Source organism: Nocardioides psychrotolerans (assembly GCF_943371775.1).
Taxonomy (GTDB): domain Bacteria; phylum Actinomycetota; class Actinomycetes; order Propionibacteriales; family Nocardioidaceae; genus Nocardioides; species Nocardioides psychrotolerans_A.
This window is the reverse complement of the sequence record NZ_CALRWD010000001.1, coordinates 22515-47913: the sequence shown is the minus strand read 5'-3', so window position 1 is coordinate 47913 and position 25399 is coordinate 22515. Positions and strand designations below refer to the sequence as shown.

Below are 25399 nucleotides of genomic sequence, written 5' to 3'. Positions count from 1 at the left end.
GGTGTCGGTCTAGACCGGGGCCCTCGAGTCAGGTGACCTGGACGATCGGCAGCCGCAGGGCACCGGGAGCACTGGCCGGCACGACGGGCGCGACCGGCGCCACCGGGGCGATCCGCTCGTAGCCGGCGCCGAGCAGCGGACGGGGGTCGGGCTCGCCCTTGTTGGGCCACAGGGCCATCGCCCGCTCCGCCTGGGCGGTGATCGTCAGCGACGGGTTGACCCCGAGGTTGGCCGAGATGGCCGACCCGTCCGCGACGTGCAGCCCGGGGTAGTTGAAGACCCGCTGGTAGGGGTCGACGACCCCGTTGTCGGCGTCCGTGCCGATCGCGCACCCACCGATGAAGTGGGCGGTCAGCGGCATGTTGAAGGGCTCGCCGACGTTGCCACCCGCGGTGCCGCCCAGGATGCCCGCGATCCGTCGTACGGCCTCGTTGGCGACCGGGATCCACGTCGGGTTGGGAGCACCGTGACCCTGCTTGGACGTCATGTGCCACCGGCCCGTGACCTTGTTGCGCTTGCCGTAGGTGGTGATCGAGTTGTCGAGGCTCTGCATCACCAGGGCGATGACGGTGCGCTCCGACCAGTGCTTGAGGTCGTAGAGCTCGAAGAGGTTCCTCTTCTCGGTCCACATCGTCTTGGCCCACGTCTTCCAGCGGGGCTCGTCACCGTCACCGTCGGTCAGGACCGTCTGCATCAACGCCATCGTGTTGAAGCCCTTGCCGTAGCGGCAGGGCTCGATGTGCGTGTGCTCGTCGGGGTGGAAGCTGGAGGTGATCGCCACGCCGTAGGAGTAGTCGGTCGTGTCCTTGGACGGTGCGATCGCGCCGAGGATGGACTCGGAGTTGGTGCGCGACAGGTAGCCCAGGCGGCTCGAGAGGGCGGGCAGCCAGCCCTCGTCCTTCATCCGGTGCAGCAGCTTCTGGGTGCCCAGCGAGGCCGCCGCGAAGACGACGTGCTCGGCGGTGAGCTTGCGCGTCGTCGCGGCCGTGGCCCGCTTGGCCTTGGTGTACTTGATCGTCACCTCGTAGCCACCACCCGGGCGCGGGCGGACGCGGGTCACGGTGCTGAGCGGCATCACCCGGGCGCCGCGCTTCTCCGCGAGGTAGAGGTAGTTCTTGACCAGGGTGTTCTTGGCGTTGTGGCGGCAGCCCGACATGCACTCGCCGCAGTTGATGCAGGCGTTGCGCTCGGGGCCCTCGCCGCCGAAGAACGGGTCGGCCGTCGCCTCGCCGGGCTGCTGGCCGGGGCCGCCGAAGAACACGCCGACCGGGGTCGGGTGGAAGGTGTCGCCCACGCCCATGTCGTTGGCGACCTGCTCCATCACGTCGTCGGCCGGGGTGCGGACGGGGTTCTCCACGACGCCGAGCATCCGCTTGGCCTGGTCGTAGTAGGGCGCCAGCTCGTCCTTCCAGTCCGTGATGCCCGACCACTGCGGGTCGGCGTAGAACTGCTCGAGCGGCTCGTAGAGCGTGTTGGCGTAGACGAGCGACCCGCCGCCGACGCCGGCGCCGGCGACGATCAGGGTGTCGCGCAGCGCGTCGATGCGCTGGATGCCGTAGCAGCCGAGAGCCGGGGCCCACAGGTAGCTCTTGATGTCGAGGGTGCCCTGGGAGAAGTCCTTGTCCTCGAAGCGCGGGCCGGCCTCGATGACGCCGACCTTGTAGCCCTTCTCGGTCAGGCGCAGGGCGGAGACGGACCCGCCGAAGCCGGACCCGATCACCAGGACGTCGTAGTCGTAGGTGTTGTCGTTGCTCATGCTCGTCCCAGCTTCTTCATCAGTCGGAGGTTGGCGGTCATCACCTTGGCGTAGGCCTCGTCGGACATCCCGAGCATCGGCGCGAAGCGGATCAACCGCTGCGTCGCCACGGCCTGGCTCTCGGTGTAGCGGTGGATGCCCTCGCTGCCCTGCCGGCGACCCATGCCGGACTCGCGCATGCCGCCCATCGGCGAGTCGATGCTCGCGAAGGTGGCGCCGAAGGCCTCGTTGATGTTGACGGTGCCGCACTTGATGTGACGCGCGATCGCCCGGGCGCGGGCACCGTCCTGGCTGTAGATGGAGGCGTTGAGGCCGTAGTCGCCCTCGTTGGCGCGGGCGACCGCGTCGGCCTCGTCGTGGAAGCGGTAGAGCGCGATCACCGGCCCGAACGTCTCGTGCCCGAAGCACGTCATCTCGGGCGTGACGCCCTCGAGGATCGTCGGCTCGAAGAAGAACGGGCCCAGGTCGGGACGGGCGCGACCACCGGCGAGCACCCGCGCACCCTTGGCGACGGCGTCCTCGACGTGGGCGACCACGGTGTCGAGCTGGTCCTGGGAGATCAGCGAGCCCATGTCGTTGCCCCAGTCGAGCGTGGCACCCAGGGTCATCGCCTCGGTGCGCGCCACGAAGCGCTCGACGAACCGGTCGTAGACCTGGTCGGCGACGAACATCCGCTCCATGGAGACGCACAGCTGGCCGGCGTTGGAGAACGACGCCCGCACGGCACCCTCGGCGGCCTTCTCGAGGTCGGCGTCGCGCAGCACGAGGAGCGGGTTCTTGCCGCCGAGCTCGAGCGAGCAGCCGATCAGGCGCTCGGCGCACCCGGCCGCGACCCGCTTGCCGGTCGCGGTCGAGCCCGTGAAGCAGATGTAGTCGGCGCGGCTGATGATCGACGGGCCGATGGTGGACCCGGGCCCGGCGACGACCTGCCACAGGTCCTGCGGGAAGCCGGCGTCCTCCAGCAGCTCCTTGGCCAGCAGCGCCGAGAGCATCGTCTGGGCGTCGGGCTTGGCGACCACGGCGTTGCCGGCGAGCAGGGCCGGCAGGCCGTCGCAGAGCGCCATCGTGAAGGGGTAGTTCCAGGGCGAGATGATGCCGACGACACCCTTGGGCACCCGGTTGACCTCGACCCGCGTCAGCCCCGGGACGACGCCGAGCTTGCGCTGGGTGTCGAGGTGCTGGTGGGCGGTGCGGCCGTAGTAGCGCGCGGTCAGCGCGATGTGCAGCGGCTCGTCGAACGCGTGCTTGCGGGCCTTGCCCGACTCCCACACGATCAGGTCGATGATCTCGTCCTGACGGTCGAGCACCAGGTCGTGCAGGCGCATCAGCATGGCGGCGCGCTCGTCGACGGTGGTGCGGGCCCAGACGGCCTGCGCGCGCCGGGCGCGCACGAAGGCCTCGGCCACGTCGGCGTCGCTCGACTGCGGGATGTTGGCCAGCGGCGCGCCGTTGAGCGGCGAGAAGACCGCGGCGGTCGTGCCGGTCGTCGCGAGCAGCCGGGCGGTGAGCGCATCGACGTACTCGGGCTCGAGGGCGTAGGACGCGGTCGGGTCGTGCTCGGGATCGGCCGGTCCCTCGGTGAGCGGGTTGACCCCGCCGGAGGGAGTGGGGCTCTGGTCACTCATGTACCGAGAGTATGTGAGCGGCGTCTCCCTGCCTACCGATTGGTATCGAAATGTGGCTCTTTACACACGAAGCCCGCTTGTCAAGCGTGCTCTTGGCGGCGCCGGGGTAGACCACTCCCATGCTCATCACCCTGCGCACGGTCGTCCTCTCCGTCGCCTCCACCCTGTTCTTCTTCGCCCTCGCGCTCTACTTCGTGCTCGGCACCAGCGAGACCGCCTACGACGTGCCGCCCGCGTGGTTGCTCGGCGCCCAGGTGGTCGCCGCGCTGGCGATCCACCTGCTGCTGACGGCCGTGGGCTACCGCGCCCCGGTCATCGCCCCCGGCACTCCCCCGGACCAGGCCGCCACGAGGTCCGCGGCCGCGTTCTCCAGCACGACCATCCTGCGGATGGTGCTCTCGGAGTCGATCGCCATCGTCTCCGTCGCGGCCGCGTTCATCGTGACGCAGGGCGAGTACGTCGCCTACCTCACCGGGGCGCTGCTCGCGCTCGCGCTGCTGGCCTTCCACGCCTTCCCGCGTGAGCGCACGATCAGCAGGGTCCAGGCCAGCCTGGAGCGCGAGGGCGGCACGTCCTTCCTGCGCGAGAAGCTCGGCGCACCCGCCCAGCAGACCGGCCCGATCCAGCGTCTCTGAGCCCTCGTCGCTCAGCCCGGCAGCGGGCCGTACGGCGACCGGTCGCCGCTGGCCTCCATCGTGCTCACGGGCGCCACCGCCTCGAGGCGGCAGCCGAGCCGATAGCTCGCGTCCTCCTCCCCCGCCCGGGTGCCGTCGACGTCAGCCCACGTCTCGCGGGTCAGCTCGCGCTGCACCCTCTCGACGGTCCAGGTGTAGATCAGCGACGGCATCCCCGGCAGCGCGTGCAGCTCGTCCATGTAGAAGAACGGGTCCACCGACAGGTGGATGGTGCCCGCCAGCCAGGTGCCGGCGGCCGGCGGCTCCAGATCGTCGAGGACCAGCCACTGCGTGGAGGCCATCAGCCCGACGTCCAGCACGAAGGCCTCCTCACCAGGACCGGGCGCCGTGCGCAGCACCTCCCCCACCACGTCGTACGACGTGCCCCGCCCGGTGTGGGCGCAGCGCGGCGTGCGCTCGTGCTCGGGCGGGACGACCAGACGAGCGGCACGCCGGTAGCCGAGCTCGAGGGCGAACTGCCGACGCTCACCGACGGCCACGTCGGTGTAGTTGCCGTCCTGGATCACCCAGGCGTCGAGCCCGATCCACCACAGCCGCGACGTCAGGTCGGAGCCGGGCACTCCCGAGTGGTCGTCCATGCCGCCATGGTCTCCGGCTCAGCCCTCGAGGTACACCGATTTCAGCTCGGTGTACTGGCCCAGGCCCTCGGCGCCGAACTCGCGACCGATGCCCGAGGCCTTGAAGCCACCGAAGGGCGCGGCGAAGTCCATCGTGTAGGTGTTGACGCCGTAGGTGCCGGCGCGGACGCGGCGGGCGACGTCGAGACCGGCCTCCTGGTCACCGGTCCACACCGTGCCGGCGAGCCCGTAGTCGGAGTCGTTGGCGATGCGCACCGCGTCGTCGACGTCGTCGTAGGCGATGACCGAGAGGACGGGCCCGAAGATCTCCTCCTGCGCGATCCGCATGGAGTTGTCGACGTCCGCGAAGACGGTGGGCCGGACGTACCAGCCCCGGTCGAGACCGTCGGGCATGCCGTTGCCGCCGGTGACGATGCGCGCACCCTCCTCCTGGCCCAACGCGATGTACTTCTCGACCCGCTCCTGCTGCCGCTGCGCGACCATCGGGCCGATCTCGGTGGCCGGGTCGGCGGGGTCGCCCACCACCATCGCGCCGACCGCCTCGGCGAGCGCGTCGACGACGGTGGCGTAGTTGGCGCGGCTGGCCAGGATCCGGGTCTGGGCGACGCAGGCCTGCCCGGAGTTCATCAGGCCGGTGAACTTCAGCCCCTCGATGGTCTTGGCGAGGTCGGCGTCGTCGAGCACGATCGCGGCCGACTTGCCACCCAGCTCCAGGCTCACGCGCTTGAGCTGCTCGCCGCAGATCGCGGCGATCTTGCGACCGGCGGCCGTGGAGCCGGTGAAGGCCACCTTGTCGATGCCGGGGTGGCTGACCAGGTGCTCGCCGACCTCGCGACCGGCGGTGACGATGTTGACGACGCCGGCCGGCACGCCGGCCTCCTGGAGCAGCTCGGCCATCAGGTAGGTGTCGAGCGGGGTCTCGGGCGCGGGCTTGACGACGACCGTGCAGCCGGCGAGCAGCGCCGGGATGACCTTGGACATGATCGTGAACTGCGGGACGTTCCACGGCGGGATCGCCGCGACCACCCCGACCGGCTCGTGGCGCACCATCACCGGTGTGCCGAGGTTGCCGACCCGGGTCGACTCCCAGGGATACTCCCGCGCGATGGTCAGGAACGCCTCGATCTGCATCCACGGCGCCGGCGCCTGCGCGAGGTTGGCGAACGAGGTCGGCGAGCCCATCTCGGTCGTGATGAGGTCGGCCATCTCGCCCAGCCGCCCGGCGTAGAGCATCGAGAAGGCCTCGATCACCGCGATCCGCTCGGCCGGCGACATCCGCGGCCACGGCCCCTCGTCGAAGGCGCGGCGGGCGGCGGCGACGGCGGCGTCGATGTCGCCGACGCTGCCCTCGGGGACGGTCGCCACGACCTCCTCGCTGTGCGGCGAGACGACCTGGAGCAGGTCGCTGCCGACCGGGGCGGCCCAGCCGCCGTCGATGTAGAACGCGTCGCGGTCGAGAGTCACGGGTGTCTCCTCAGGTGGGGCTGCATCAGGGGCAGGGCACGGGGTCAGGTGCAGGGTCAGGGGGCGAGGGTGAACCAGTCGGCGAAGCCGCTGGGGTCGTGCCGGCCGAGGGCGCCGTGCTCGAAGAGCCCCCAGCCCTCGGCGGTGCCGTCGGGGCCCTCGCAGGTGGCCCGGCCGACGTGGTCGATCACGCCGAACATGACGCGGCCGGCGACGTCGGCGGCGACCATGTCGTAGGTCAGCCGCTCGGTGAACGCCGGGCCCTTCCACATGCCGTGGGTCCAGTCGGAGTCACCGCCGTAACCACCACCGACGTGCAGCGGCACGGCCAGCTTGGACTCGACCTCGAGTCGCAGGGTCTCGCCGCGAGGAGTCGTGCAGGTGATGGTCGCGCCGGTCGGGACCCGGGTGCCCGAGGCGTAGTGGACCGTCACGTGCGGCCAGCCGAGCTGCTCGACCCGCCCGTCCTTCCAGACCCGCGTGCAGTCGTTGAGCCCCCGGTAGCCGGACGGGTCCTCCTGGAGGATCAGGATGATCGCGAAGTCCTCGAAGGCCATCGGGACGTAGAGCCACCACATCCCCTCGAACTCCGGGACGAGCGGTGCGCCGGCCGGCACGGCCTCGCCGACGGGTCGGATGCCCCAGGAGCGGTCACGGGTGCCGATCCAGGTGTCGGGCGTGACCGCGACGTCGGTCCCGTCGATGCTGAGCGTGCCCTCCCAGGTGCCGACCTGGGCGAAGCGCTGGGCGTCCAGCGTCACGCGCGACTCGGCACGCATGACGTGCCGCTCCTCCTGGAGCACGGGGAAGAGACCCTCCCAGGTGAGGTCCATCGCGATGCCGTCGGTCTCCTCGAGCACCAGGCGCAGCTTCTGCAGCGGCTCGACGACCTCGATCCGGTAGGCACCGACGTGCTGGTCGAGCCGGTCGTTGCCGTGCGGGTCGATCGCGTCGGAGAGGTGCACCGCGGTCTGCTCGTCACCGCGGCGCACGAGGACGAAGGCGTCCTTGGTGCCGAGGTTGGGGTAGAAGCCGGCGCCGGTGATGACGAAGATGTCGCCGGTGCGGTCGTGGGCGTTGAAGTAGCAGCGGTCGTAGAAGTTGCGGTCGCTGGAGCCGGCCCAGGTGACGGGCAGCGGCAGCTGGTGGATGGGGTACTCGTCGAGCGGTCCGACCATGGCTCAGGCACCCGCCCCGTCGAGGATCGATTCCATCAGCGGCTTGTGGTGCATCAGGGTCTCGATGTCGTCGGGGCGCTCGATCTCGCCGAAGTGGATGGACCGGGCGCCGGTGCGCATGAAGACGATGCACCACTGCACGGCGTTGTAGACGTGGTACCAGGTGAGGTCGCCGACCGTGGTGCCGCTGGCCTGCTCGTAGGTCGCGACGATGTCCTCCTCCCGGAGGAAGTGCGGCATCCCGGGCAGCTCGAGCATGCCGGTGATCGACTCGAAGACCCGGTGGGCGAAGACGATCCACGACAGGTCGAGCTCCCGCGGACCGATCGCGGCCATCTCCCAGTCGAGGACGGCCACGGGGCTGAAGTCGCGGTAGATCACGTTGCCCACGCGCGAGTCGCCCCAGCACAGCACGGTCTCACCGGTCTCGGCCTCGGCGAGGTGCTCCTCGAGCCACGCCAGGCCACGCTCGGCCAGCGGCGAGCGGCCGATGTCGGCGACCGCGAAGTCGTACCACGCCCGGGTGCGGGCCAGGTTGCGCGCGAGCGGCGTCTCCCCCGGCTGGTGCGGGTCCAGGAAGGCGAACGTCGAGCCGGCGTCGGGGATGGCGTGCAGCGCGGCGATCACCTCCACGGTGCGGTCCTGCAGTCGACGCTGGTCGGCGTGGTCGGCGTCGTGGAGCCAGTTGTCGCCGAAGTTGTAGGGCAGCACGTCCTGCGGGATCACCCCGTCGACGCGGTCCATCAGGAAGAACGGCGTCCCGAGCACCGTGCCGGTCGGCTCCATCCAGCGCACGGCGGGAACGGGCACGTCGGTGAGCTCACCGACGAGCCGCATGGCGTCGTACTGCTCCTGGAGGGCGTAGGACGGGAACACCGGGAAGTCGGCGGCGGCCGGCGCCACGCGGGCGACGTACTCACCGTGTCGCGGCTCGCCGTCCTCGGTCCAGGTCGCGTCGAGGATCATCGTCTCCGACGACATCCCATTGGCGTCGATGCCGGAGTGCAGGACCACCTGCGGGTCGGCCCCGGCCGGCAGCAGGGTGGCCAGCCAGTCGGCCAGGAGCGCGGGCACCGTGGCGGCGTCCCGGCTCGAGCGCTGGAGCTTCATGTCTGCGGGCGGGGGTGCCTGGGTCACGCGCTGGCTCCTGTGACGTAGGTCTCAACTTGACAGGTGTCAGCATCACTGGAACGTGTTCTAGTTGTCAACGGCTCCCGGGTTGCGCGCGGCCTCGACGGCCTCGGTGAGGCCGCGGGCCGCCAGCCGGTCGGCCAGCTCGTTGTCGGGATGACCGGCGTGGCCCTTGACCCAGTGCCACGCGACGTCGTGCTCCTCGCAGGCCGCGACGAGCAGCTGCCAGAGGTCGACGTTCTTCACCGGCTGCTTGGCCGAGGTCTTCCAGCCGTTGCGGGACCACCCCTGGACCCACGTCATGATGCCGTTGCGCACGTAGGTGCTGTCGGTGTGGATCTCGACGACCGAGCGGCGCTTGAGCATGCCCAGCGCCCGGATCGGGGCCATCAGCTCCATGCGGTTGTTGGTCGTCTCGCCGGCCTCGCCGCCGCAGATCTCCAGCTCGTGGCTGCCCTGACGCAGGATCGCGCCCCACCCGCCCGGGCCGGGGTTGGGGATGCAGGCGCCGTCGGTGTGGATGACGACGGGAGGTCCGCCCGCAGCACGTGCGGACTCGGGGACGGTGCTCACTACTCGACGACGACCTCGACCCGCTGGAACTCCTTGAGGTCGGTGTAGCCGGTGGTGGCCATCGCGCGCTTCAGCGCGCCGATGAGGTTCATCGTGCCGTCGGCGACGCGCGAGGGACCGAAGAGGATCTCCTCCAGGCTGCCGACCTGCTCGAACTCGACGCGCTGCCCGCGCGGGAGGTCGGCGTGGTGGGCTTCGGCACCCCAGTGGAAACCGCGCCCGGGGGCGTCGGTGGCCCGTGCGAGCGGCGACCCGACCATGACGGCGTCGGCGCCGCAGGCGATGGCCTTGGCGATGTCGCCCGACTTGCCGATGGAGCCGTCTGCGATGACGTGGACGTAGCGACCACCGGACTCGTCGAGGTAGTCACGCCGGGCGGCGGCCACGTCGGCGACCGCGGACGCCATGGGGACCGCGACACCGAGCACGGTGCGGGTGGTGTGGGCCGCTCCCCCACCGAAGCCCACGAGCACCCCGGCCGCGCCGGTGCGCATCAGGTGCAGCGCCGCCTGGTGGGTGGCGCAGCCGCCCACGATGACCGGCACGTCGAGCTCGTAGATGAACTCCTTGAGGTTGAGCGGCTCTGCCTGCGAGGAGACGTGCTCGGCGCTGACCGTGGTGCCCCGGATGACGAACATGTCCACGCCGGCGTCGACGACGACCTTGGCGAACTCCTTGGTGCGCTGCGGGGAGAGCGACCCGGCGACCGTGACGCCGGCCTCGCGCACCTCGCGCAGCCGCTCGTTGATCAGCTCGGCCTTCACGGGCTCGGTGTAGATCTCCTGCATCCGTGCGGTCGCGTCGATGCCGCGCAGCCCGGAGACCTCATCGAGCAGCGAGAGCGGGTCCTCGTAGCGCGTCCAGAGGCCCTCGAGGTTGAGGACGCCCAGGCCGCCGAAGCGCCCCAGGGCGATCGCGGTGTCGGGTGACATGACCGAGTCCATCGGGGCCGCGAGGACCGGCAGCGAGAAGCGGTAGGCATCGATCTGCCAGTCGATGCTGACCTCTTCGGGGTCACGCGTGCGGCGCGACGGCACGATGGCGATGTCGTCGAAGGAAAAGGCACGGCGGGCGCGCTTGGCGCGTCCGATCTCGATCTCGGTCACCGGCGAAGGTTACTAGAGCCGGCGCCCCGCCCCACCTCGGCGCGTCAGTCGCTGCTGTAGCCGTAGCGCCGGACGATGTCGTGCAGGCCGTTGCGCAACCACACGGCGTACGTCGACGCGGGGCGACCGAGCTCGACGGTGAACGCCAGGTAGCACTCGCCCGTCGTGAGCGCGTAGATCGTCTCCGCGAGCCCCTCGTGGGTGTCGACGACCTCCTCGTCGACGCCGAGCAGCAGCGCCGCCATCCGTCGCGACGTCGCGAGGCGGCCCTGCTGCAGCCCCTTGACGACGTCCGCGGCCTCCTGGTCGGCGTCGGCCGCGTGCTTGAGGGCGGGGACCAGCGGTGCGAGGCCGGCGAGCGCGGCCGTGGCGAAGCTGACGAGGGCCTCGATCCGCTCCTCGACCGTGCCGAGGTCCTCGAGGCCGAGTGTCTCGACGGCCGCGTCGAGGTCGGGGTTGGGTCCAAAGCCGGCCCGACGGAAGGCCGTCAGGAGCAGGCGGACCTTGCTCCCGAAGCGCTTGAGGACCAGCTCCTCGGACACCTCGGCGCCGGCCGCGATGTCGGCGATGGTGGCGCGGGTCCACCCGAGCTCGACGAAACGTCGCGACGCGACGTCGAGGATGCGCTGCTGACGCTCCTCGGCGGCCTGCTGCCGCTTGGTGTTGTCGTAGGGCCGCCGGACCCGGTGCGAGCTCATCTGGCTCGTCTCATCTCCCCGAGTAGTTGGGGGCTTCGACCGTCATCTGGACGCCGTGCGGGTGGCTCTCGGTCAAGGACGCCGACGTGATGCGCACGAAGCGGCCCTTCTCCTGGAGCTCGGGGATGGTGCGGGCGCCGACGTAGAACATCGACTGGTTGAGCCCGCCGATGAGCTGGTGGGCCACGGCACCCAGGGGGCCGCGGTAGGCGACCTGGCCCTCGATGCCCTCGGGCACGATCTTGTCGTCGCTGGAGACCTCGGCCTGGAAGTAGCGGTCCTTGGAGTAGGACTTCTTGCCTCGGCTCGACATCGCGCCCAGCGAACCCATGCCGCGGTAGGACTTGAACTGCTTGCCGTTGACGAAGACCAGCTCGCCCGGGCTCTCGTCGCAGCCGGCGAGAAGCGAGCCGAGCATGACGGTGTCGGCACCGGCGACCAGCGCCTTGGCGATCTCGCCGGAGTGCTTCATGCCGCCGTCGGCGATGACCGGCACGCCCGCGGGCTTGGCCGCCAAGGACGCCTCGTAGACCGCAGTCACCTGCGGGGCGCCGACCCCGGTCACGACCCGGGTGGTGCAGATCGACCCGGGTCCGACCCCAACCTTGACCGCGTCGGCACCGACGTCGACGAACGCCTGGGCGCCCTCGCGGGTGGCGACGTTGCCGCCGATCACCTGCACGTGGCGGGTGGCCGGGTCGTTCTTCAGCCGCTCGACCATCTCCAGCAGCATGCGGACGTAGCCGTGGGCGGTGTCGGCGACGAGCACGTCGACCCCGGCCTCGATCAGGGTGGTGGCACGCTGCCAGGCATCACCGAAGTAGCCGATGGCGGCACCCACGAGCAGGCGCCCGTCGGCGTCGTAGGACGCGTGGGGGAACTGCTCGGACTTCACGAAGTCCTTGACCGTGATCAACCCCGCGAGGCGGCCCTGGTCGTCGACGAGCGGGAGCCGCTCCCGCTTGTGCTTGCGCAGCAGCAGGGTGGCCTCGTCACGCGAGATGCCGACCGGACCGGTGATCAGCGGCATCGGGGTCATCACCTCGTCGACCTTGGTGGTCGCCCACTCCGCGACCGGGGTGAACCGCAGGTCGCGGTTGGTGATGATGCCGAGCAACCGCTCGTCGGTGTCGACGACGGGCAGGCCGGAGACGCGGTACTCGCCGCACCGCTGGTCGAGGTCCTCCAGCGTCGCGTCCGGGCCGATCGTGACCGGGTTGGAGATGATGCCGGTCTGGGTGCGCTTGACGAGGTCGACCTGGTAGGCCTGGTCCTCGATCGAGAGGTTGCGGTGCAGCACCCCGATGCCGCCCTCGCGGGCCATGGCGATGGCCATGCGCGACTCGGTGACGGTGTCCATGGCGGCGCTGATGAGCGGGACCTTCAGGGACAGCTCACGGGTGAGCCTGGAGGTCGTGTCGATCTCGTCGGGCGCCAGGTCGGAGTGTCCTGGCAGCAGGAGGACGTCGTCGTACGTCAGGCCCAGAGCGGCGAACTTGTCGGGGAGTTCCACCCTCGCAGTCTAGTGTCCGTTCCTCGACTTCGAGCCCCAACGTCCGCCCACCATGGTCTGCTGCTCCAGACTTAACGGCTGCTTCATAGCGCCTAGCAGGCTTCTTGAGGATCGGCACCTGCGGGGGTCGTGAACGGCGCCTGCGCACCGGTCCTGTGCCCGTGGGTCAGGGCCCGCAGAGCGCCAACGGCTTGAGGTCGCGCACGCCGATCCGCACCGTCAGCACGTCGCCGGCCATGCGGATGCGCCCGCGCAGCCCCGACGCCATCACCATCGGCATGACCGCCTGGTTGTCCGAGCGCGTGGTGAGCAGCACGGCCTCGGCGCCGAGGGCCGTGGCCAGCCGGGCCGAGTCGCTGAGCAGCCGAGTGCCGATCCCGCGTCGCTGCCAGGCGGGGTCGACCTCGAGCTCGACCGCGTGCGTCCCGGGCTCGGCCGGGTCGGCCGGCAGCACGGTGGCGACCCCGACCGTCACGTCGTCGATCGTCGCGACGACCGAGCGACCCTCGACGCCGTAGGCCGGCGTGCTGCCGCCCGTGCCCAGGCGCCTGCTGTCGGAGATGACCACCGCGGGATGCGGGTGCGGCTCACGGCCCAGCACGTCGCTCACCAGCTCGGCCATGGCCATCCCGCGGGCGTGCTCGGTGGCCGTGAAGGGCGCGCTGCGTCGGATCTGCACCTGCACCTCGCCGACGGTCATGTCCATGACGTCCTGGGCGGTGCCCGTCGCTTCCACGTCGGCGTCGAAGAGCGCCGCGACGACCTCCGGGAACGACGAGGGCCGGTCGAGGATCGCGCGCGCCGCCTGGACGTAGCGGGTGGGCTGGTCGGTCAGGGCCGCCTCCGTGCAGACGGCTGCGCTCACCGACTCCCCTCCGGCCCGGCCCACCAGGTCGCTGATGTCGGACTCCTGCCAGGCGTCCGGCGTGCTGAGCACCAGCTCGTCGGTGACGGCCTCGACGCCCGGGAACACCTGGACACCGAGGATGTTGACCCCCGCAGCACCGCACTCGGCAGCCAGTGCCGCCAGGGCGCCAGGTCGTTCGGGCAGGGTCGCACGCACTCTCCACAACATGGCCCCAGCGTCTCCCGACGGCGTTGCCGATCCACGTCGCCCGTGTTTCCTGCGTGCAACAGATGTCCGGTCAGGGCGACGGTCTCCGACGGGTCTGGACGAAATGACGCCGACCCGCCACAGGGTCTGTGACGGGTCGGCGGGTGGAGCGGGTGGAACCGATGGATCAGTGGCCGTGGCCGTGACCGTGACCGCCGGCAGCGGGAGCGTCGTCCTGCTCCTCCGGCTTCTCGACGATCAGCGTCTCGGTCGTGAGCAGCATGCCCGCGATCGAGCTGGCGTTGACGAGGGCCGAGCGGGTGACCTTGACGGGGTCCAGGACGCCCTGGGCGACCAGGTCGCCGTAGGAGTCGGTCGCGGCGTTGTAGCCGTTGCCGACACCGAGCTCGCGGACCTTGGTGGTGACGACGTAGCCGTTGACACCGCCGTTCTCGGCGATCCAGCGCAGCGGCTCGTCGGCGGCCTTGCGCACGATGCGCACGCCGACGGCCTCGTCACCGGTCAGGCCGAGGTCGCCCTCGAGGACCTTCACCGCGTGGATGAGGGCGGAGCCGCCACCGGCGACGATGCCCTCCTCGATCGCGGCGCGCGTCGCGGAGACGGCGTCCTCGATGCGGTGCTTCTTCTCCTTGAGCTCGACCTCGGTGTGAGCGCCGACCTTGATCACGCACACGCCGCCGGCGAGCTTGGCGAGGCGCTCCTGGAGCTTCTCGCGGTCCCAGTCGGAGTCGGTGTTCTCGATCTCGGCCTTGATCTGGTTGACGCGACCCTCGACCTCGGTGGCGTCGCCGGAGCCCTCGATGATCGTGGTGTCGTCCTTGGTGATGACGACACGACGGGCCTGGCCCAGCACCTCGAGCCCGACCTGGTCGAGCTTGAGGCCGACCTCGGGAGCGATGACCTGGCCACCGGTGAGGGTGGCGATGTCCTGCATCATCGCCTTGCGGCGGTCGCCGAAGGCAGGTGCCTTGACCGCGACGGCGTTGAACGTGCCGCGGATCTTGTTGACGACCAGCGTCGAGAGGGCCTCGCCGTCGACGTCCTCGGCGAGGATGAAGAGCGGCTTGCCGGCGGCGATGACCTTCTCCAGCAGCGGCAGCAGCTCGGCGATCGCCGAGATCTTGCCCTGGTGGAGCAGGATGTAGGGGTCGTCGAGGACGGCCTCCATGCGCTCCGGGTCGGAGACGAAGTAGGCCGAGATGTAGCCCTTGTCGAACTGCATCCCCTCGGTGAAGTCCAGCTCGGTGCCCATGGTGTTGGACTCCTCGACGGTGATGACACCGTCCTTGCCGACCTTGTCGAAGGCCTGCGAGAGCAGGTCACCGATGTGGGCGTCACGGCTGGAGATCGTGGCCACGGAGGCCATGTCCTCGACCGAGTCGACGTCGCGGGCGGCCTCGCGCAGGGCCTCGCCGACAGCGGCGGTGGCCTTGTCCATGCCTCGCTTGAGGCTCATCGGGTTGGCGCCGGCGGCGACGGCGCGCAGGCCCTCGTGGACCATCGCCTGCGCCAGCACGGTGGCCGTGGTGGTGCCGTCACCTGCGACGTCGTTGGTCTTGGTGGCGACCTCCTTCGTCAGCTGGGCGCCGAGGTTCTCGAACGGGTCGTCCAGCTCGATCTCACGAGCGACGGTCACGCCGTCGTTGGTGATCGTCGGGGCGCCCCACTTCTTGTCGAGGACGACGTAGCGGCCCTTGGGGCCGAGCGTCACCTTGACGGCGTTGGCGAGAGCGTCGACGCCGCGCTCGAGGCTGCGGCGGGCGTTCTCGTCGAACTCCAGGATCTTGGGCATGGTGCTCCTTCAATGAGTTCGGGTCGTGTGCCGGAGAGCGCGCGTCAGCACGGCCTCAGGCACACGACCCGGTGAAAATCAGGAAACGACGGCGAGGACGTCGCGGGCGGACAGGATGAGGAACTCCTGGCCGGCGTACTTGACCTCGGTGCCGCCGTACTTGCTGTAGATGACCTTGTCACCGACAGCGACGTCCAGCGGGACGCGGTTGCCGTTGTCGTCGACGCGGCCGGGGCCGATCGCCTGGACCTCGCCCTCCTGGGGCTTCTCCTTGGCGGTGTCCGGGATGACCAGGCCCGAGGCCGTGGTCTGCTCGGCCTCGAGGGGCTTGACGACGATCCGGTCCTCGAGAGGCTTGATGTTGACCGACACGATGCCGACCTCCACTTTCTCTGACTCTGGGGTTGATCTGACTGGGAGGACGGCGTCCTCCCCACGTTGGGGCTTGCTCGGAGCGGTACGCCGTCGCGGGGGTCGCACTACGCCTGCAAGCTCTGGCACCCTCGTGGTGAGAGTGCCAATCAGAAACTAGCACTCACCCCGGAGGAGTGCCAGCAGCGGTCCGGGAAAGCCGGCCTCAGAGGGTGCAGGTCTGGACCCGTCGGATCTCCCGCGGCGCTCCGGCCGCGACCGCCTCGTCGTCGTCCTCAGGGGTGGCGACCAGCACCCGCCGCACGTCCAGCGGGCCGTCGCCGCCGATCTCCTCCACGTCGAACACGGCGACCGCCGACCAGGACCCGTCGTCGTGCGGACCGGCGACGTCCCCCTCCTCGGCCGGGAACAGCTCGACCGGCGCAGCACCGTCGAGCCTCACGCGCACGTCGGAGGTCGTCTCGTAGGAGACGTAGTCGCGCCCGTTCCATCCGGCGAGGGGCGCGCGCGTGGACACTCGGGCCACCACCCACTCGCGGCCGGGCTGCGCCCAGCCCAGGGGTCCGTAGTAGGGCACGGGCGTGGCGACCCGGCCCGTGACCTCGGTGCCGAAGAACAGGACCCGGGGGTCGTCACCCGAGAGAGGGGACGGCGGGCACTGGGTGAGACCGAGTCGCACCGCCTCGTGGTAGAGCGCGTTCGGCCCGTCGGCCCGGGTGTCGCCGTAGGCGTCCTCGATGACCTGGGTGAGGCCGTCGTACTCGATCTCGAGGGACACGTCGTCGACGTCGGCCGCGACCACGACGGCCGCCGCCGAGATGCCTTCCTGGTCCAGCGCGCCGAGGTCGTGCGCTTCACCGTCGGCGAGCAGCGTCAGCTGCGGCGACACGTCAGCGGGTGGCTCCATGACGAAGGTGTCGCCCGGCACGCCGGACAGGCTCCACTCCACCAGGACGAACTGCGTGCCCTCCTTCGCCTCCGGGCTGATGCCCGCGTCGCCGGCCGTGATCGTGTCCACGCTGGTCCGGGGGGTGCTCACGAGGAAGTCGTAGCGGGAGGTGGGCAGCACGACGTAGCTGTGCCGCCCCTCGATCGAGCCGGGCAGCCCGACCGGCAGCACGGTGCCCACGGACGCCGCGCGGAGGTCGTCCTCGGAGCCGTCGCCTCCCGTGCAGGACGTGAGCACCAGCGAGAGGGCGAGCGAGAGCAGGAGGGGTCGCAGCATGCTCCGGAGCGTTCCGCCCTGCCGACCGGACCAAACCGTCGGCGCACCTGCGGGCCTGACAGGATCACCGCGTGGACCTCGACGCCTTCCGCTGGCTCCTGACCGACGACGGTCAGCGCCTGCTCGCGCAGGCGACCCCGCTCGCCGACGAGGACCCGCTGCGCGCCCAGACCACCCTGCGCCGTACGGCGGGCGCGGAGCACGCCGCCGCCGCCCTGACCCAGGCGCGGCTCCGACGACGGGCGCAGGCCAAGTTCGGCGACGAGGCCGCGCTGATGTACTTCACGCCCGACGGCCTCGAGCAGGCCACGCGCGCCGTCGTGGCCAGCCACCGCGCCGGACGCCTCGCCGCCTTCCGCACCGCCTCGCTGATCGACCTCGGCTGCGGCATCGGCGGTGACCTCGTGGCCGCCTCCAAGGTCGGCATCGTCGTGGCGGGGGTCGACCTCGACCCGGTCCGGGTCGCGGTGGCGGAGGCCAACCTGGCGGCCCTGGAGCTCTCGGGCGCGGTCGGCGTCGCCGACGCGACCCAGCTCGACACCTCCCCCTTCGACGTCGCCTTCGCCGACCCGGCCAGGCGCTCGGCCCGCGGCCGGTCCTTCGACGTCGACGACTGGACGCCGCCGTGGCCCTTCGTCGAGGGGCTCCTGCGTCGCGACTCCTGCGTCAAGGTCGCCCCCGGCATCCCCCACGACCTGGTGCCCGACGGCGTCGAGGCCGAGTGGGTCAGTGACCACGGCGAGGTGAAGGAGGCCGCGCTCTGGTCCGGGCGCCTCGCCACGACCCGTCGCCGCGCGACCGTCATCGGTGACGGCGGGCTGGCCACGCTCACCGATGAGGACGACCCTGGCGGCGAGGTGCGGGAGGTGGGGGGCTTCCTCTACGAGCCCGACGGCGCCGTGATCAGGGCCGGCCTCGTCACCGCGGTCGCGGCGGGTGTCGGCGGTGGGCTGGTCGACGAGCACATCGCCTACGTCACCTCCGACGCGTCCTTCCAGACGCCCTTCGCCCGGGGCTACCGGGTGCTGGAGGAGCTGCCCTACCGCGAGAAGCCGCTCCGGGCGGCCCTGCGCGAGCGCGGCATCGGCCGGCTCACCATCAAGAAGCGCGGCGTCGACGTCGTGCCCGAGCAGCTGCGCAAGCGGCTCGCCCTGGCCGGTGACGACGAGGGCACGATCGTGCTCACCCGTGTCGCCGGCCAGGGCACCTGCCTGCTGGTCCAGCCGTTCTGATCCTGCTGAGGGCTCAGCCCTCAGCCCAGGCCGATCGTGGCCTTTTCGGCCGCGATCGTGGTGTCGTCGCCGTGACCGGTGTGGACGACAGTGTCGTCGGGCAGGCCGAAGAGCTTGGCCCGGATCGACTCCACGATCAGGTCGGCGTCGCTGAAGGAGCGACCGGTCGCTCCCGGGCCACCGTTGAAGAGGGTGTCGCCGGTGAAGACGCAGCCGAGGTCGGGGGCGAAGAAGCACACCGCGCCCGGGGCGTGCCCGGGCGTGTGCAGCACCTGCAGCGTGGTGCCGCCGACCGTGAGCTCGACGCCGTCGGCCAGGTCGAGGTCCCACAGCTCGTCGGTGTGGGTCAGCTCCCACAGCGGCTTCTCGGCCGGGTGCAGCATGATCGGCGCACCCGAGCCCCCGTTGACGGCCACCCGCAGCGCGGGGGCCACGCGCACGTGGTCGTCGTGCGCGTGGGTGCACAGGATCGCCTTGACGGTGCGGTCCCCCACCAGCGCCAGGATGTCGTCGACGTCGTGCGGGGCGTCGATGACGACGCACTCGGTGTCGTCGCCGACCACCCAGATGTTGTTGTCGACCTGGTGGGTCTCGCCGTCGAGGCTGAAGATGCCGGACGAGACCGCGTGGTCGATCCTGGTCGGGCCGGCCATCAGATGATCACGACCGAGCGCAGCACGTCGCCGTGGTGCATCCGCTCGAAGGCGGCCTCCACGTCGCCGATGCCGATCTCCTCGGTCACGAATGCGTCGAGGTCGAGGCGACCCTGCTGGTAGAGGTCGACGAGCATCGGGAAGTCGCGGGACGGCAGGCAGTCGCCGTACCAGCTGGACTTGAGCGAGCCACCACGACCGAAGACGTCGATCAGCGGCAGCTCGGGCACCTTCATGTCGGGGGTGGGCACGCCGACGAGGACGACGGTGCCGGCCAGGTCGCGGGCGTAGAACGCCTGCTTCCAGGTCTCGGGGCGACCGACGGCCTCGACGACCACGTCGGCACCCTCGGCGCCGTCGTAGGTCTCGGCGCAGATGCGCTTGATCTCCTCGACGGGGTCGGTCTCGGAGGAGTTGACGACGTGCGTGGCGCCCATCTTCTGCGCCTGCTCGAGCTTCTTGGCGTCGATGTCGACCGCGATGATCGGCGACGCACCGGCCAGCGCCGAGCCGGCGATCGCGGCGACACCCACGCCGCCGCAGCCGATGACGGCGACGGACATGCCGCGGGTGACGTTGCCGGTGTTGATCGCGGCACCGAGGCCGGCCATCACGCCGCAGCCGAGGAGACCGACGGCGGCCGGCCGGGCCAACGGGTCGACCTTGGTGCACTGCCCGGCAGCGACCAGGGTCTTTTCGGCGAAGGCGCCGATGCCCAGGGCCGGCGACAGCTCCGTGCCGTCCTCGAGGGTCATCTTCTGCGTGGCGTTGTGCGTGGCGAAGCAGTACTGCGGCTCGCCGCGGTTGCAGGCGCGGCAGTCACCGCACACCGCGCGCCAGTTGAGGATCACGAAGTCGCCGGCAGCGACCGAGGTGACGCCCTCGCCGACCGCCTCGACGATCCCGGCCGCCTCGTGGCCCAGGAGGAACGGGAAGTCGTCGTTGATCCCGCCCTCGCGGTAGTGCAGGTCGGTGTGGCACACGCCGCACGCCTGCACCTTCACGACCGCCTCGCCCGGACCGGGGTCCGGGACGTTGATCGTCACGACCTCGACCGGTGCTCCCTTGGACAGCGCGACGACCGCCTTGACCTGCTGCATGGTGTCCCCTTCGTCTTCGACTCTCGAGTTGGTTCGTCCACACCGTATTGATGCTCTGGTTGGCGCCGTGTCGGCGGGCAGGGAAATCTCCGTGACCGAGATTGCAACCATCGGGAGCGACCTCGCGTCTTGGACACGTGAAGCACTCGACCGCGACGCTGCAGCCCCCGGCACGGGGCGCAGGCCACACTGGGCAGATGGGTGCCAGGGCCGAGGCGCGCGACGCCGAGTTCACGGCCTACCTCCATGCCCGGCAGCCGAGCCTGCTGCGCACCGCCTACCTGCTGACCGGCGACAAGCACCAGGCCGAGGACGTCCTCCAGACGTCGCTCGCCAAGCTCTACCTCGCCTGGGACAAGGTCCGCGACCGCGACTCGGTCGATGCCTACGTCCGCCGGATCATGGTCAACGAGAACAACTCGCTGTGGCGACGCGGTTGGCGCAAGCGTGAGTTCGCCACCGAGGTGCTCCCCGACGCGCCCGTCACCGACGCCTACGACGACGGGCAGGGCGCCGCGCTCTGGGCGGTCGTGCAGTCCCTGCCGCCCAAGGCCCGCGCGGTCGTGGTGCTCCGCTACTACGAGCAGCTGACCGAGGCCGAGACCGCCGACCTGCTCGGCATCTCGGTCGGCACCGTCAAGTCCCAGTGCAGCCGCGCGATCGCCACCCTGCGCGACCGCGTCCCCGCAGACCTAGACCCCGCGCAGCGGGAGGAGGACCGATGAGCGACCACGACTGGGAGTCCCGGATGAGCGAGGAGCTGGACCAGCGCGCCCGCCGTCTCGACGACGCCCCGTTCTCGCTGGACCAGGTGAAGGGCCGTGCCGGCTCCATCCGGCGCACCCGCCGGCTGGCCGTGGCCGGCGCCGTCCTCGCCAGCGCCGCGGTGGTGGTCCCGATCGCGGTGGTCTCCGGGCAGGGCCTGGGTGACACCGACTCGACGCCGGGCCCGGCGACCTCGTCCACCTCGCCCTCGGCCCCGCCGACCCGCGCCACCGACGGCGTCACCCCCGCCCCCGTCCCGACCGCCGACGCGATCGGCATCGACTACCTCGACGGGACCACCTGGGTGCACCCCGACGGCACCACCGTCACCCTCGACACCGCCTACCGCGGCGGCGCCGTCCTCGGCGGGAGCCTGCTCGGCGTCCGCAACGACGACGACACCGGCCGTCACTTCATCGACGTCGTCTCCCCCGCCGGTGAGGTCGGCGAGTCGATCGAGATCACGTCGGGGATAGCCGTCAACGATGACCGGACGGTGGTCGCCTTCGTGGAGCCCGACGGCGACCTGATGACGATGTGGGACCCCACCGCGGGTGCCGACGGCCGCGCGGCGATCGCCTCGGGGCTGTCCGTGGGCATCATCGCCGTCGACCCGGTCGCGATCGTCGGTGGACCGACGTGCGGCCCCGAGGACGAGTGCCGGGTGCTCTACAACACCGGCGACGGCGTGAGCCCGCCGCGCGTCGCCTCCTCGGCCGGCACCGACGAGCCCGTGGTCCCGGGAGACGTGCCCGGCGTCGCGGTCAGCGACGCCTCGGACGCCGGCCTGGTCACGGTGCAGCAGGCCTCCCAGGACCTGGGCTCCTGCAACGGGCTCTACGACGTCACCTCGGCGGCGTACCTCTGGGACACCTGCGACCGCTTCCTGCTCGACCTCAACCCCTCCGGGTCGCTCGTCGCCACCACGCACGCCTACCTCGACGGCCCGGGCAACGCCTACGTCGCGCTGCTGGACACGGCCACCGAGCAGGAGGTGGCGCGCTTCGACCCCGCCGAGGGCGTGGTCGTCACCGAGACCTGGCTCGACGACGAGACGCTGCTCGCCCTGGTGCTCGACAGCCGCGGATCCAGCATCTGGAGGCTCGGCGCCGACGGCAGCTCGGAGCGGCTCACCTCACGCTCCGACCAGGGTGGCGACGACATGAGTCCCACGCACGTCCTGCTCGACGGCTACTGAGCCGTCGCCGGCAGCCGATCAGCCGATGCTGATCGAGGCCAGCACCGAGTCGACCAGCTCCTGGCGCTGGGCGGGGGTGAAGGTGGCAAGGTTGAGGGAGATGTCGACCGCGTAGGAGAGCCCGTCCTCGGAGGTCCCGAAGGCGTCGAGATGGCGGATCCGGTCGGTCGGTCCGGCGAGGTGGTACCACTCGCGGCCATCGATCTCCACGGGGTCGAGGATCTTCGGCCTGGTGAGGTAGGCGCCCCCGTTCTGCGCGATCTCCGCCTGCTGCTGGATCGACAGGACCCCGTCACCGAGGTCCTCGATCTCCGTCACGAAGATCGAGGACAGGCCTTCACTGGCCTGCCCCGAGAAGGGATCGCCCTCCCGCGTCAGCGTCCAGCCCTCGGGCGCGCGGACCGACAGGTTGGTCTGCGTGAGGTCGGGACCCGAGGCCGCCTCGACCTCCGGGGTCGCCGGCTGCTCCGGGGACGCCTCGGCCGTCGGCTCGTCCGAGGAGGGAGCGCTCTCCTCCGGGGTGGAGGCGGTGCCTCCGGCGCCCGGGGCGGGGTCGTCCTCGCCTGAGCAGGCGGAGGTGAGGGCCAGGACGGCACACAGGGACAGGGACCCGAGACTGCGCTTCACGACGTGCTCCTCGACAGGGGTGGGGCGGTTGGTGCGAGGCCACGATAACGGCTCTACCGCACGCCGCAGAGGGATGTTTGGGCGCGCGGGGGCGCGGGTAAGCCGCTGGGGCAAGGTAAAGACCGAGCCCGCAGGAGTGGAGCGTCTCATGGCGGACGAGCAGGACTACACGACGGCCACGACGGCCATCACCAGCGCATCTGACGGGGCGACGGTCGCGATCACCGTCGACGCGATCCAAGGCATGCTGCAGGGCATCGAGGTCGACGAGGCCACGATCAAGGCCATCGTCAGCATCCTCGACAGCAGCATCGACGGGCTCGCCCTCCCCCTCGAACCGGTCCGTCAGACGGCGTTCGGGGGATCCGAGTGGGGCTCCATGCTCGCCTTCCACACCGATGTGGCCCACGGCAAGGTCCGCGACGCCATGACCGACATGGTCACGGGCCTGAGCGGCTTCCGTGAGGGCATCGACACCTACGTGACGGGAGTCGAGACGGCGGACGTCGTCTCCGGGGAGGACTCGCGCGGGATCCAGTCGGTCATCGACTCGTTCGTCCCGTGCCTGGCCCAGCCGGACGTCACGACCAACACCAGCTGCAACGTGCCCACGGGGGGCAGCCGATGATCACCGGTCCTCAGCAGCAGCGGCTCGAGAAGGCCCTGGCCGGCGCCTCCGACGTCGCCATCGGCAACGGCTCCATCGAGTGGCTTCGCTGCTCCGAGCTGCTCGACAACGTCGCGGACGCCCTCGAGAAGGCGGCTGCGGCGGAGAAGACGATCGGCGGCCAGACCGGTCCGGCCATGGCCAAGGCCTTCCGCATGTCGGCCGAGGGCATGCGCGGAAAGTCGCAGGACCTGGCCCGCGGCAGCGAGGCGCTCGGTGTCGCCTCCAACGCGATCATGGCGGCCCAGGTCGGACAGTCGGAGATGAACCGCTTCTTCCCCCAGGCGCCCGACCCCGGTCCCTACCACCCTCAGCCCGGCCCCCAGGACGACGCCGACGTGACGGCCGCGTCGGACCACCAGGAGCTGGTCGACGCGTTCACCGGCTCCTTCAACTCGCGCGAGAACATCGCGCGCCAGTGGGCCGACCGCATCGACACCGACTTCGCCGAGTCCACCAAGACCATGCAGCAGATCCACGGCGAGAGCTTCGCTCCACCGGGCGACAGCGACGGCCCTGGCACGTCCACCCCGCCGACCACGTCGCCCCCTCCCGGCACGCGTCGTCCGCCCACCGGAGGGGTGGTCGTGGTCGGTGACCCCGACGACCCGCGACCGCCGCGACCGCCGCGGCCCCCGGAGACGGAGACGCCGATCTGCACCCTCACGCCGCTGCCCCCGCTGCCCCCCACGCCGATCCCGGTGGTCGAGCCGCTCCCGCCCGTGCCCACCCCCGTCCCGACCCCGGTGTCGGAGGTGCCGACCCTCGGCCCGACCGGTGTCTCGACCGTCGCCCCCTCCGGTGGCCTCGTCGGGCCCTCGATCGGCGCGATCGCCGGCGGTGGGCTGGCGGGTGCCGCCCTGCAGGGCATCCGCGGTGCGCTCTCCTCCCCGAGCAGCGCCGGAGCGTCCGCCGTCCGACCGATTGGCAGCACGGGCCGTGCCGGAGCGCCCGGAGCCCTGGGTCGCGGGGCGGCCAGCCCCGGGAGCGCCACGGGTCGCGGCTCCGGAGCGCGTACGCCGGGTGGTGGCGCCGGGCGCGGTGCGTCCGGTGGTCGCGGGGCCGGTGGACGCGGAGCAGCCGGCGCCGGTGGTGGCGCAGGCGGACGACGTGGCGGCAAGGCCGCAGCAGGAGCCGGAGCGGCTGCCGGTCGCCGAGGCGGCAAGGACAAGGACGGACGCGGCGCGGACCGCGACCTCTTCGACGACGGCCAGGACTGGATCGACGACGCCGATGCCGCTCCCGGCGTCATCGACTGACGCAGCGACGAGGTCCACGGACCGGTCGACACGAGGAGGCCCTGCCCGACGGGCAGGGCCTCCTCGAGCGTCAGACCAGGACCGTGGTGACCGGGAGGCTCGAGTCGGCGGGCAGGCCGAGGGACGACGGGGTGCGCCCTCGCGCCACCATCTCGGCCCCGAGCGCGGCCACCATGGCGCCGTTGTCGGTGCACAGGCCGGGCCGCGGGACCCGCACCCGGATGCCCAGCCGGGCGGCCCGCTCCTCGGCCATCGCCCGCAGCCGTGAGTTGGCGGCCACGCCGCCTCCGATGAGCAGGTCCTCGATGCCCTCGCTCGACGCGGCGTCGAGCGCCTTGCGCACCAGGACGTCGCAGACGGCCTCCTGGAAGCTGGCGGCCACGTCGTTGACGGGGACGGGCTCGCCGGAGCGCTCGCGCGCCTCGACCCAGCGGGCCACCGCGGTCTTGAGGCCGGAGAACGAGAAGTCGAAGCGGTGCCGCTCGAGGTCGCGACGGCTCGAGAGACCACGCGGGAAGTCGATCGCGACGCTGTCGCCCTCACGAGCGACCCGGTCGATGTGCGGGCCTCCCGGGAAAGGCAGGCCCAGGAGCCGGGCGACCTTGTCGAAGGCCTCCCCGGCCGCGTCGTCGATGGTGGCACCCATCGGGTCGACCCCGACCGTCACGTCGGTGACGCGCAGCAGGCTGGAGTGGCCCCCGCTGACGAGCATCGCCAGGCACGGCTCGGGCAGCGGTCCGTGCTCGAGCTGGTCGACGGCGACGTGCGCAGCCAGGTGGTTGACGCCGTAGATCGGCTTGCCGAGCCCGAGGGCGAGCGCCTTGGCGGCCGCGACACCCACGAGGAGGGCACCGGCGAGGCCCGGCCCGCTGGTCACCGCGATCGCGTCGACGTCGCGCAGCGCGATCCCGGCGGTGTCGCAGGCGCGCTCGATGGTGGGCACCATCGCCTCGAGGTGGGCGCGACTGGCGACCTCGGGCACGACGCCGCCGAAGCGGGCGTGCTCCTCGACGCTGCTCGCGACGGCGTCGGCGAGGAGCGTGTGGCCGCGGACGATCCCGACACCGGTCTCGTCGCACGAGGTCTCGATGCCGAGGACGAGGGGTTCGTGCTTCAC

Annotated in this window: 24 protein-coding genes; 6 read left to right on the top strand and 18 right to left on the bottom strand. The window is 71.2% G+C overall.

What is annotated here, in order from left to right; translation table 11 throughout:
- Positions 1-28: 28 nt before the first annotated feature.
- Together AAG827_RS00220 and AAG827_RS00215 are read right to left on the bottom strand one after the other, a co-directional pair.
- Complete coding sequence (locus AAG827_RS00220; protein WP_341923733.1) at positions 29-1756, bottom strand: GMC family oxidoreductase; 1728 nt, start codon at positions 1754-1756, stop codon at positions 29-31.
- Complete coding sequence (locus AAG827_RS00215; RefSeq protein WP_341923732.1) at positions 1753-3381, bottom strand: succinic semialdehyde dehydrogenase; 1629 nt, start codon at positions 3379-3381, stop codon at positions 1753-1755. The genes AAG827_RS00220 and AAG827_RS00215 overlap by 4 nt, the downstream gene beginning before the upstream one ends.
- A gap of 119 nt (positions 3382-3500) precedes the next feature.
- Here AAG827_RS00215 and AAG827_RS00210 point away from each other — a divergent pair, with 119 nt between their 5' ends.
- On the top strand, positions 3501-4016 hold the full coding sequence (locus AAG827_RS00210) for a hypothetical protein (RefSeq protein WP_341923731.1): 516 nt from the start codon (positions 3501-3503) through the stop codon (positions 4014-4016).
- Positions 4017-4027: 11 nt separating this feature from the next.
- Here the strand turns inward: AAG827_RS00210 and AAG827_RS00205 are convergent, their stop codons facing one another.
- The 12 genes from AAG827_RS00205 to AAG827_RS00150 form a co-directional block, all read right to left on the bottom strand.
- Positions 4028-4654: a hypothetical protein gene (locus AAG827_RS00205; protein ID WP_341923730.1), complete on the bottom strand. Its 627-nt coding sequence runs from the start codon at positions 4652-4654 to the stop codon at positions 4028-4030.
- 18 nt (positions 4655-4672) lie between these two features.
- Complete coding sequence (locus tag AAG827_RS00200) at positions 4673-6118, bottom strand: aldehyde dehydrogenase (RefSeq protein ID WP_341923729.1); 1446 nt, start codon at positions 6116-6118, stop codon at positions 4673-4675.
- A gap of 56 nt (positions 6119-6174) precedes the next feature.
- On the bottom strand, positions 6175-7296 hold the full coding sequence (locus AAG827_RS00195; protein WP_341923728.1) for a hypothetical protein: 1122 nt from the start codon (positions 7294-7296) through the stop codon (positions 6175-6177).
- A gap of 3 nt (positions 7297-7299) precedes the next feature.
- Complete coding sequence (locus AAG827_RS00190; RefSeq protein WP_341923727.1) at positions 7300-8433, bottom strand: phosphotransferase family protein; 1134 nt, start codon at positions 8431-8433, stop codon at positions 7300-7302.
- A gap of 60 nt (positions 8434-8493) precedes the next feature.
- Positions 8494-9000, bottom strand: a complete 507-nt coding sequence (rnhA, locus tag AAG827_RS00185) for a ribonuclease HI (RefSeq protein ID WP_341923726.1) — start codon at positions 8998-9000, stop codon at positions 8494-8496.
- Positions 9000-10106, bottom strand: a complete 1107-nt coding sequence (locus AAG827_RS00180) for a GuaB3 family IMP dehydrogenase-related protein (protein WP_341923725.1) — start codon at positions 10104-10106, stop codon at positions 9000-9002. The genes rnhA and AAG827_RS00180 overlap by 1 nt, the downstream gene beginning before the upstream one ends.
- A gap of 44 nt (positions 10107-10150) precedes the next feature.
- On the bottom strand, positions 10151-10804 hold the full coding sequence (locus AAG827_RS00175) for a TetR family transcriptional regulator (RefSeq protein WP_341923724.1): 654 nt from the start codon (positions 10802-10804) through the stop codon (positions 10151-10153).
- Positions 10805-10814: 10 nt separating this feature from the next.
- Positions 10815-12317 (bottom strand): IMP dehydrogenase, encoded by a 1503-nt coding sequence (gene guaB / locus AAG827_RS00170; protein WP_341923723.1) that lies wholly within the window; start codon positions 12315-12317, stop codon positions 10815-10817.
- Positions 12318-12483: 166 nt separating this feature from the next.
- A complete protein-coding gene (locus AAG827_RS00165; protein ID WP_341923722.1) occupies positions 12484-13392 on the bottom strand; it encodes a GNAT family N-acetyltransferase in 909 nt (302 codons plus the stop codon).
- A 166-nt stretch (positions 13393-13558) separates the two neighbouring features.
- Positions 13559-15184 (bottom strand): chaperonin GroEL, encoded by a 1626-nt coding sequence (gene groL / locus AAG827_RS00160; RefSeq protein ID WP_341923721.1) that lies wholly within the window; start codon positions 15182-15184, stop codon positions 13559-13561.
- A 78-nt stretch (positions 15185-15262) separates the two neighbouring features.
- Positions 15263-15556, bottom strand: a complete 294-nt coding sequence (groES, locus tag AAG827_RS00155; protein ID WP_309648777.1) for a co-chaperone GroES — start codon at positions 15554-15556, stop codon at positions 15263-15265.
- Positions 15557-15761: 205 nt separating this feature from the next.
- On the bottom strand, positions 15762-16781 hold the full coding sequence (locus AAG827_RS00150; RefSeq protein ID WP_341923720.1) for a hypothetical protein: 1020 nt from the start codon (positions 16779-16781) through the stop codon (positions 15762-15764).
- A 71-nt stretch (positions 16782-16852) separates the two neighbouring features.
- On the opposite strand from AAG827_RS00150, the gene AAG827_RS00145 reads away from it, so the two are divergent.
- Positions 16853-18013: a class I SAM-dependent methyltransferase gene (locus AAG827_RS00145; protein WP_341923719.1), complete on the top strand. Its 1161-nt coding sequence runs from the start codon at positions 16853-16855 to the stop codon at positions 18011-18013.
- A 20-nt stretch (positions 18014-18033) separates the two neighbouring features.
- Here AAG827_RS00145 and AAG827_RS00140 read toward each other — a convergent pair whose 3' ends face one another.
- Both AAG827_RS00140 and AAG827_RS00135 read right to left on the bottom strand, forming a co-directional pair.
- Positions 18034-18666, bottom strand: a complete 633-nt coding sequence (locus AAG827_RS00140) for an MBL fold metallo-hydrolase (RefSeq protein WP_341923718.1) — start codon at positions 18664-18666, stop codon at positions 18034-18036.
- The gene (locus AAG827_RS00135) at positions 18666-19766 is read right to left on the bottom strand and encodes an S-(hydroxymethyl)mycothiol dehydrogenase (RefSeq protein WP_341923717.1); all 1101 of its coding nucleotides are present in this window, start codon (positions 19764-19766) and stop codon (positions 18666-18668) included. The genes AAG827_RS00140 and AAG827_RS00135 overlap by 1 nt, the downstream gene beginning before the upstream one ends.
- Before the next feature lie 197 nt (positions 19767-19963).
- Here AAG827_RS00135 and AAG827_RS00130 point away from each other — a divergent pair, with 197 nt between their 5' ends.
- Together AAG827_RS00130 and AAG827_RS00125 are read left to right on the top strand one after the other, a co-directional pair.
- On the top strand, positions 19964-20491 hold the full coding sequence (locus AAG827_RS00130) for a SigE family RNA polymerase sigma factor (protein ID WP_341923715.1): 528 nt from the start codon (positions 19964-19966) through the stop codon (positions 20489-20491).
- On the top strand, positions 20488-21729 hold the full coding sequence (locus AAG827_RS00125) for a hypothetical protein (RefSeq protein WP_341923714.1): 1242 nt from the start codon (positions 20488-20490) through the stop codon (positions 21727-21729). Before AAG827_RS00130 ends, AAG827_RS00125 begins: the two co-directional genes overlap by 4 nt.
- An 18-nt stretch (positions 21730-21747) precedes the next feature.
- On the opposite strand, the gene AAG827_RS00120 is transcribed toward AAG827_RS00125, so the two are convergent.
- Positions 21748-22356, bottom strand: coding sequence for a hypothetical protein (locus AAG827_RS00120; protein ID WP_341923713.1), 609 nt, complete (start codon positions 22354-22356; stop codon positions 21748-21750).
- 148 nt (positions 22357-22504) lie between these two features.
- On the opposite strand from AAG827_RS00120, the gene AAG827_RS00115 reads away from it, so the two are divergent.
- Both AAG827_RS00115 and AAG827_RS00110 read left to right on the top strand, forming a co-directional pair.
- Positions 22505-22984: a hypothetical protein gene (locus AAG827_RS00115; RefSeq protein ID WP_341923712.1), complete on the top strand. Its 480-nt coding sequence runs from the start codon at positions 22505-22507 to the stop codon at positions 22982-22984.
- Complete coding sequence (locus AAG827_RS00110) at positions 22981-24282, top strand: hypothetical protein (protein ID WP_341923711.1); 1302 nt, start codon at positions 22981-22983, stop codon at positions 24280-24282. Before AAG827_RS00115 ends, AAG827_RS00110 begins: the two co-directional genes overlap by 4 nt.
- Positions 24283-24352: 70 nt before the next feature.
- Here the strand turns inward: AAG827_RS00110 and tsaD are convergent, their stop codons facing one another.
- Positions 24353-25399, bottom strand: coding sequence for a tRNA (adenosine(37)-N6)-threonylcarbamoyltransferase complex transferase subunit TsaD (gene tsaD / locus AAG827_RS00105; RefSeq protein ID WP_341923710.1), 1047 nt, complete (start codon positions 25397-25399; stop codon positions 24353-24355).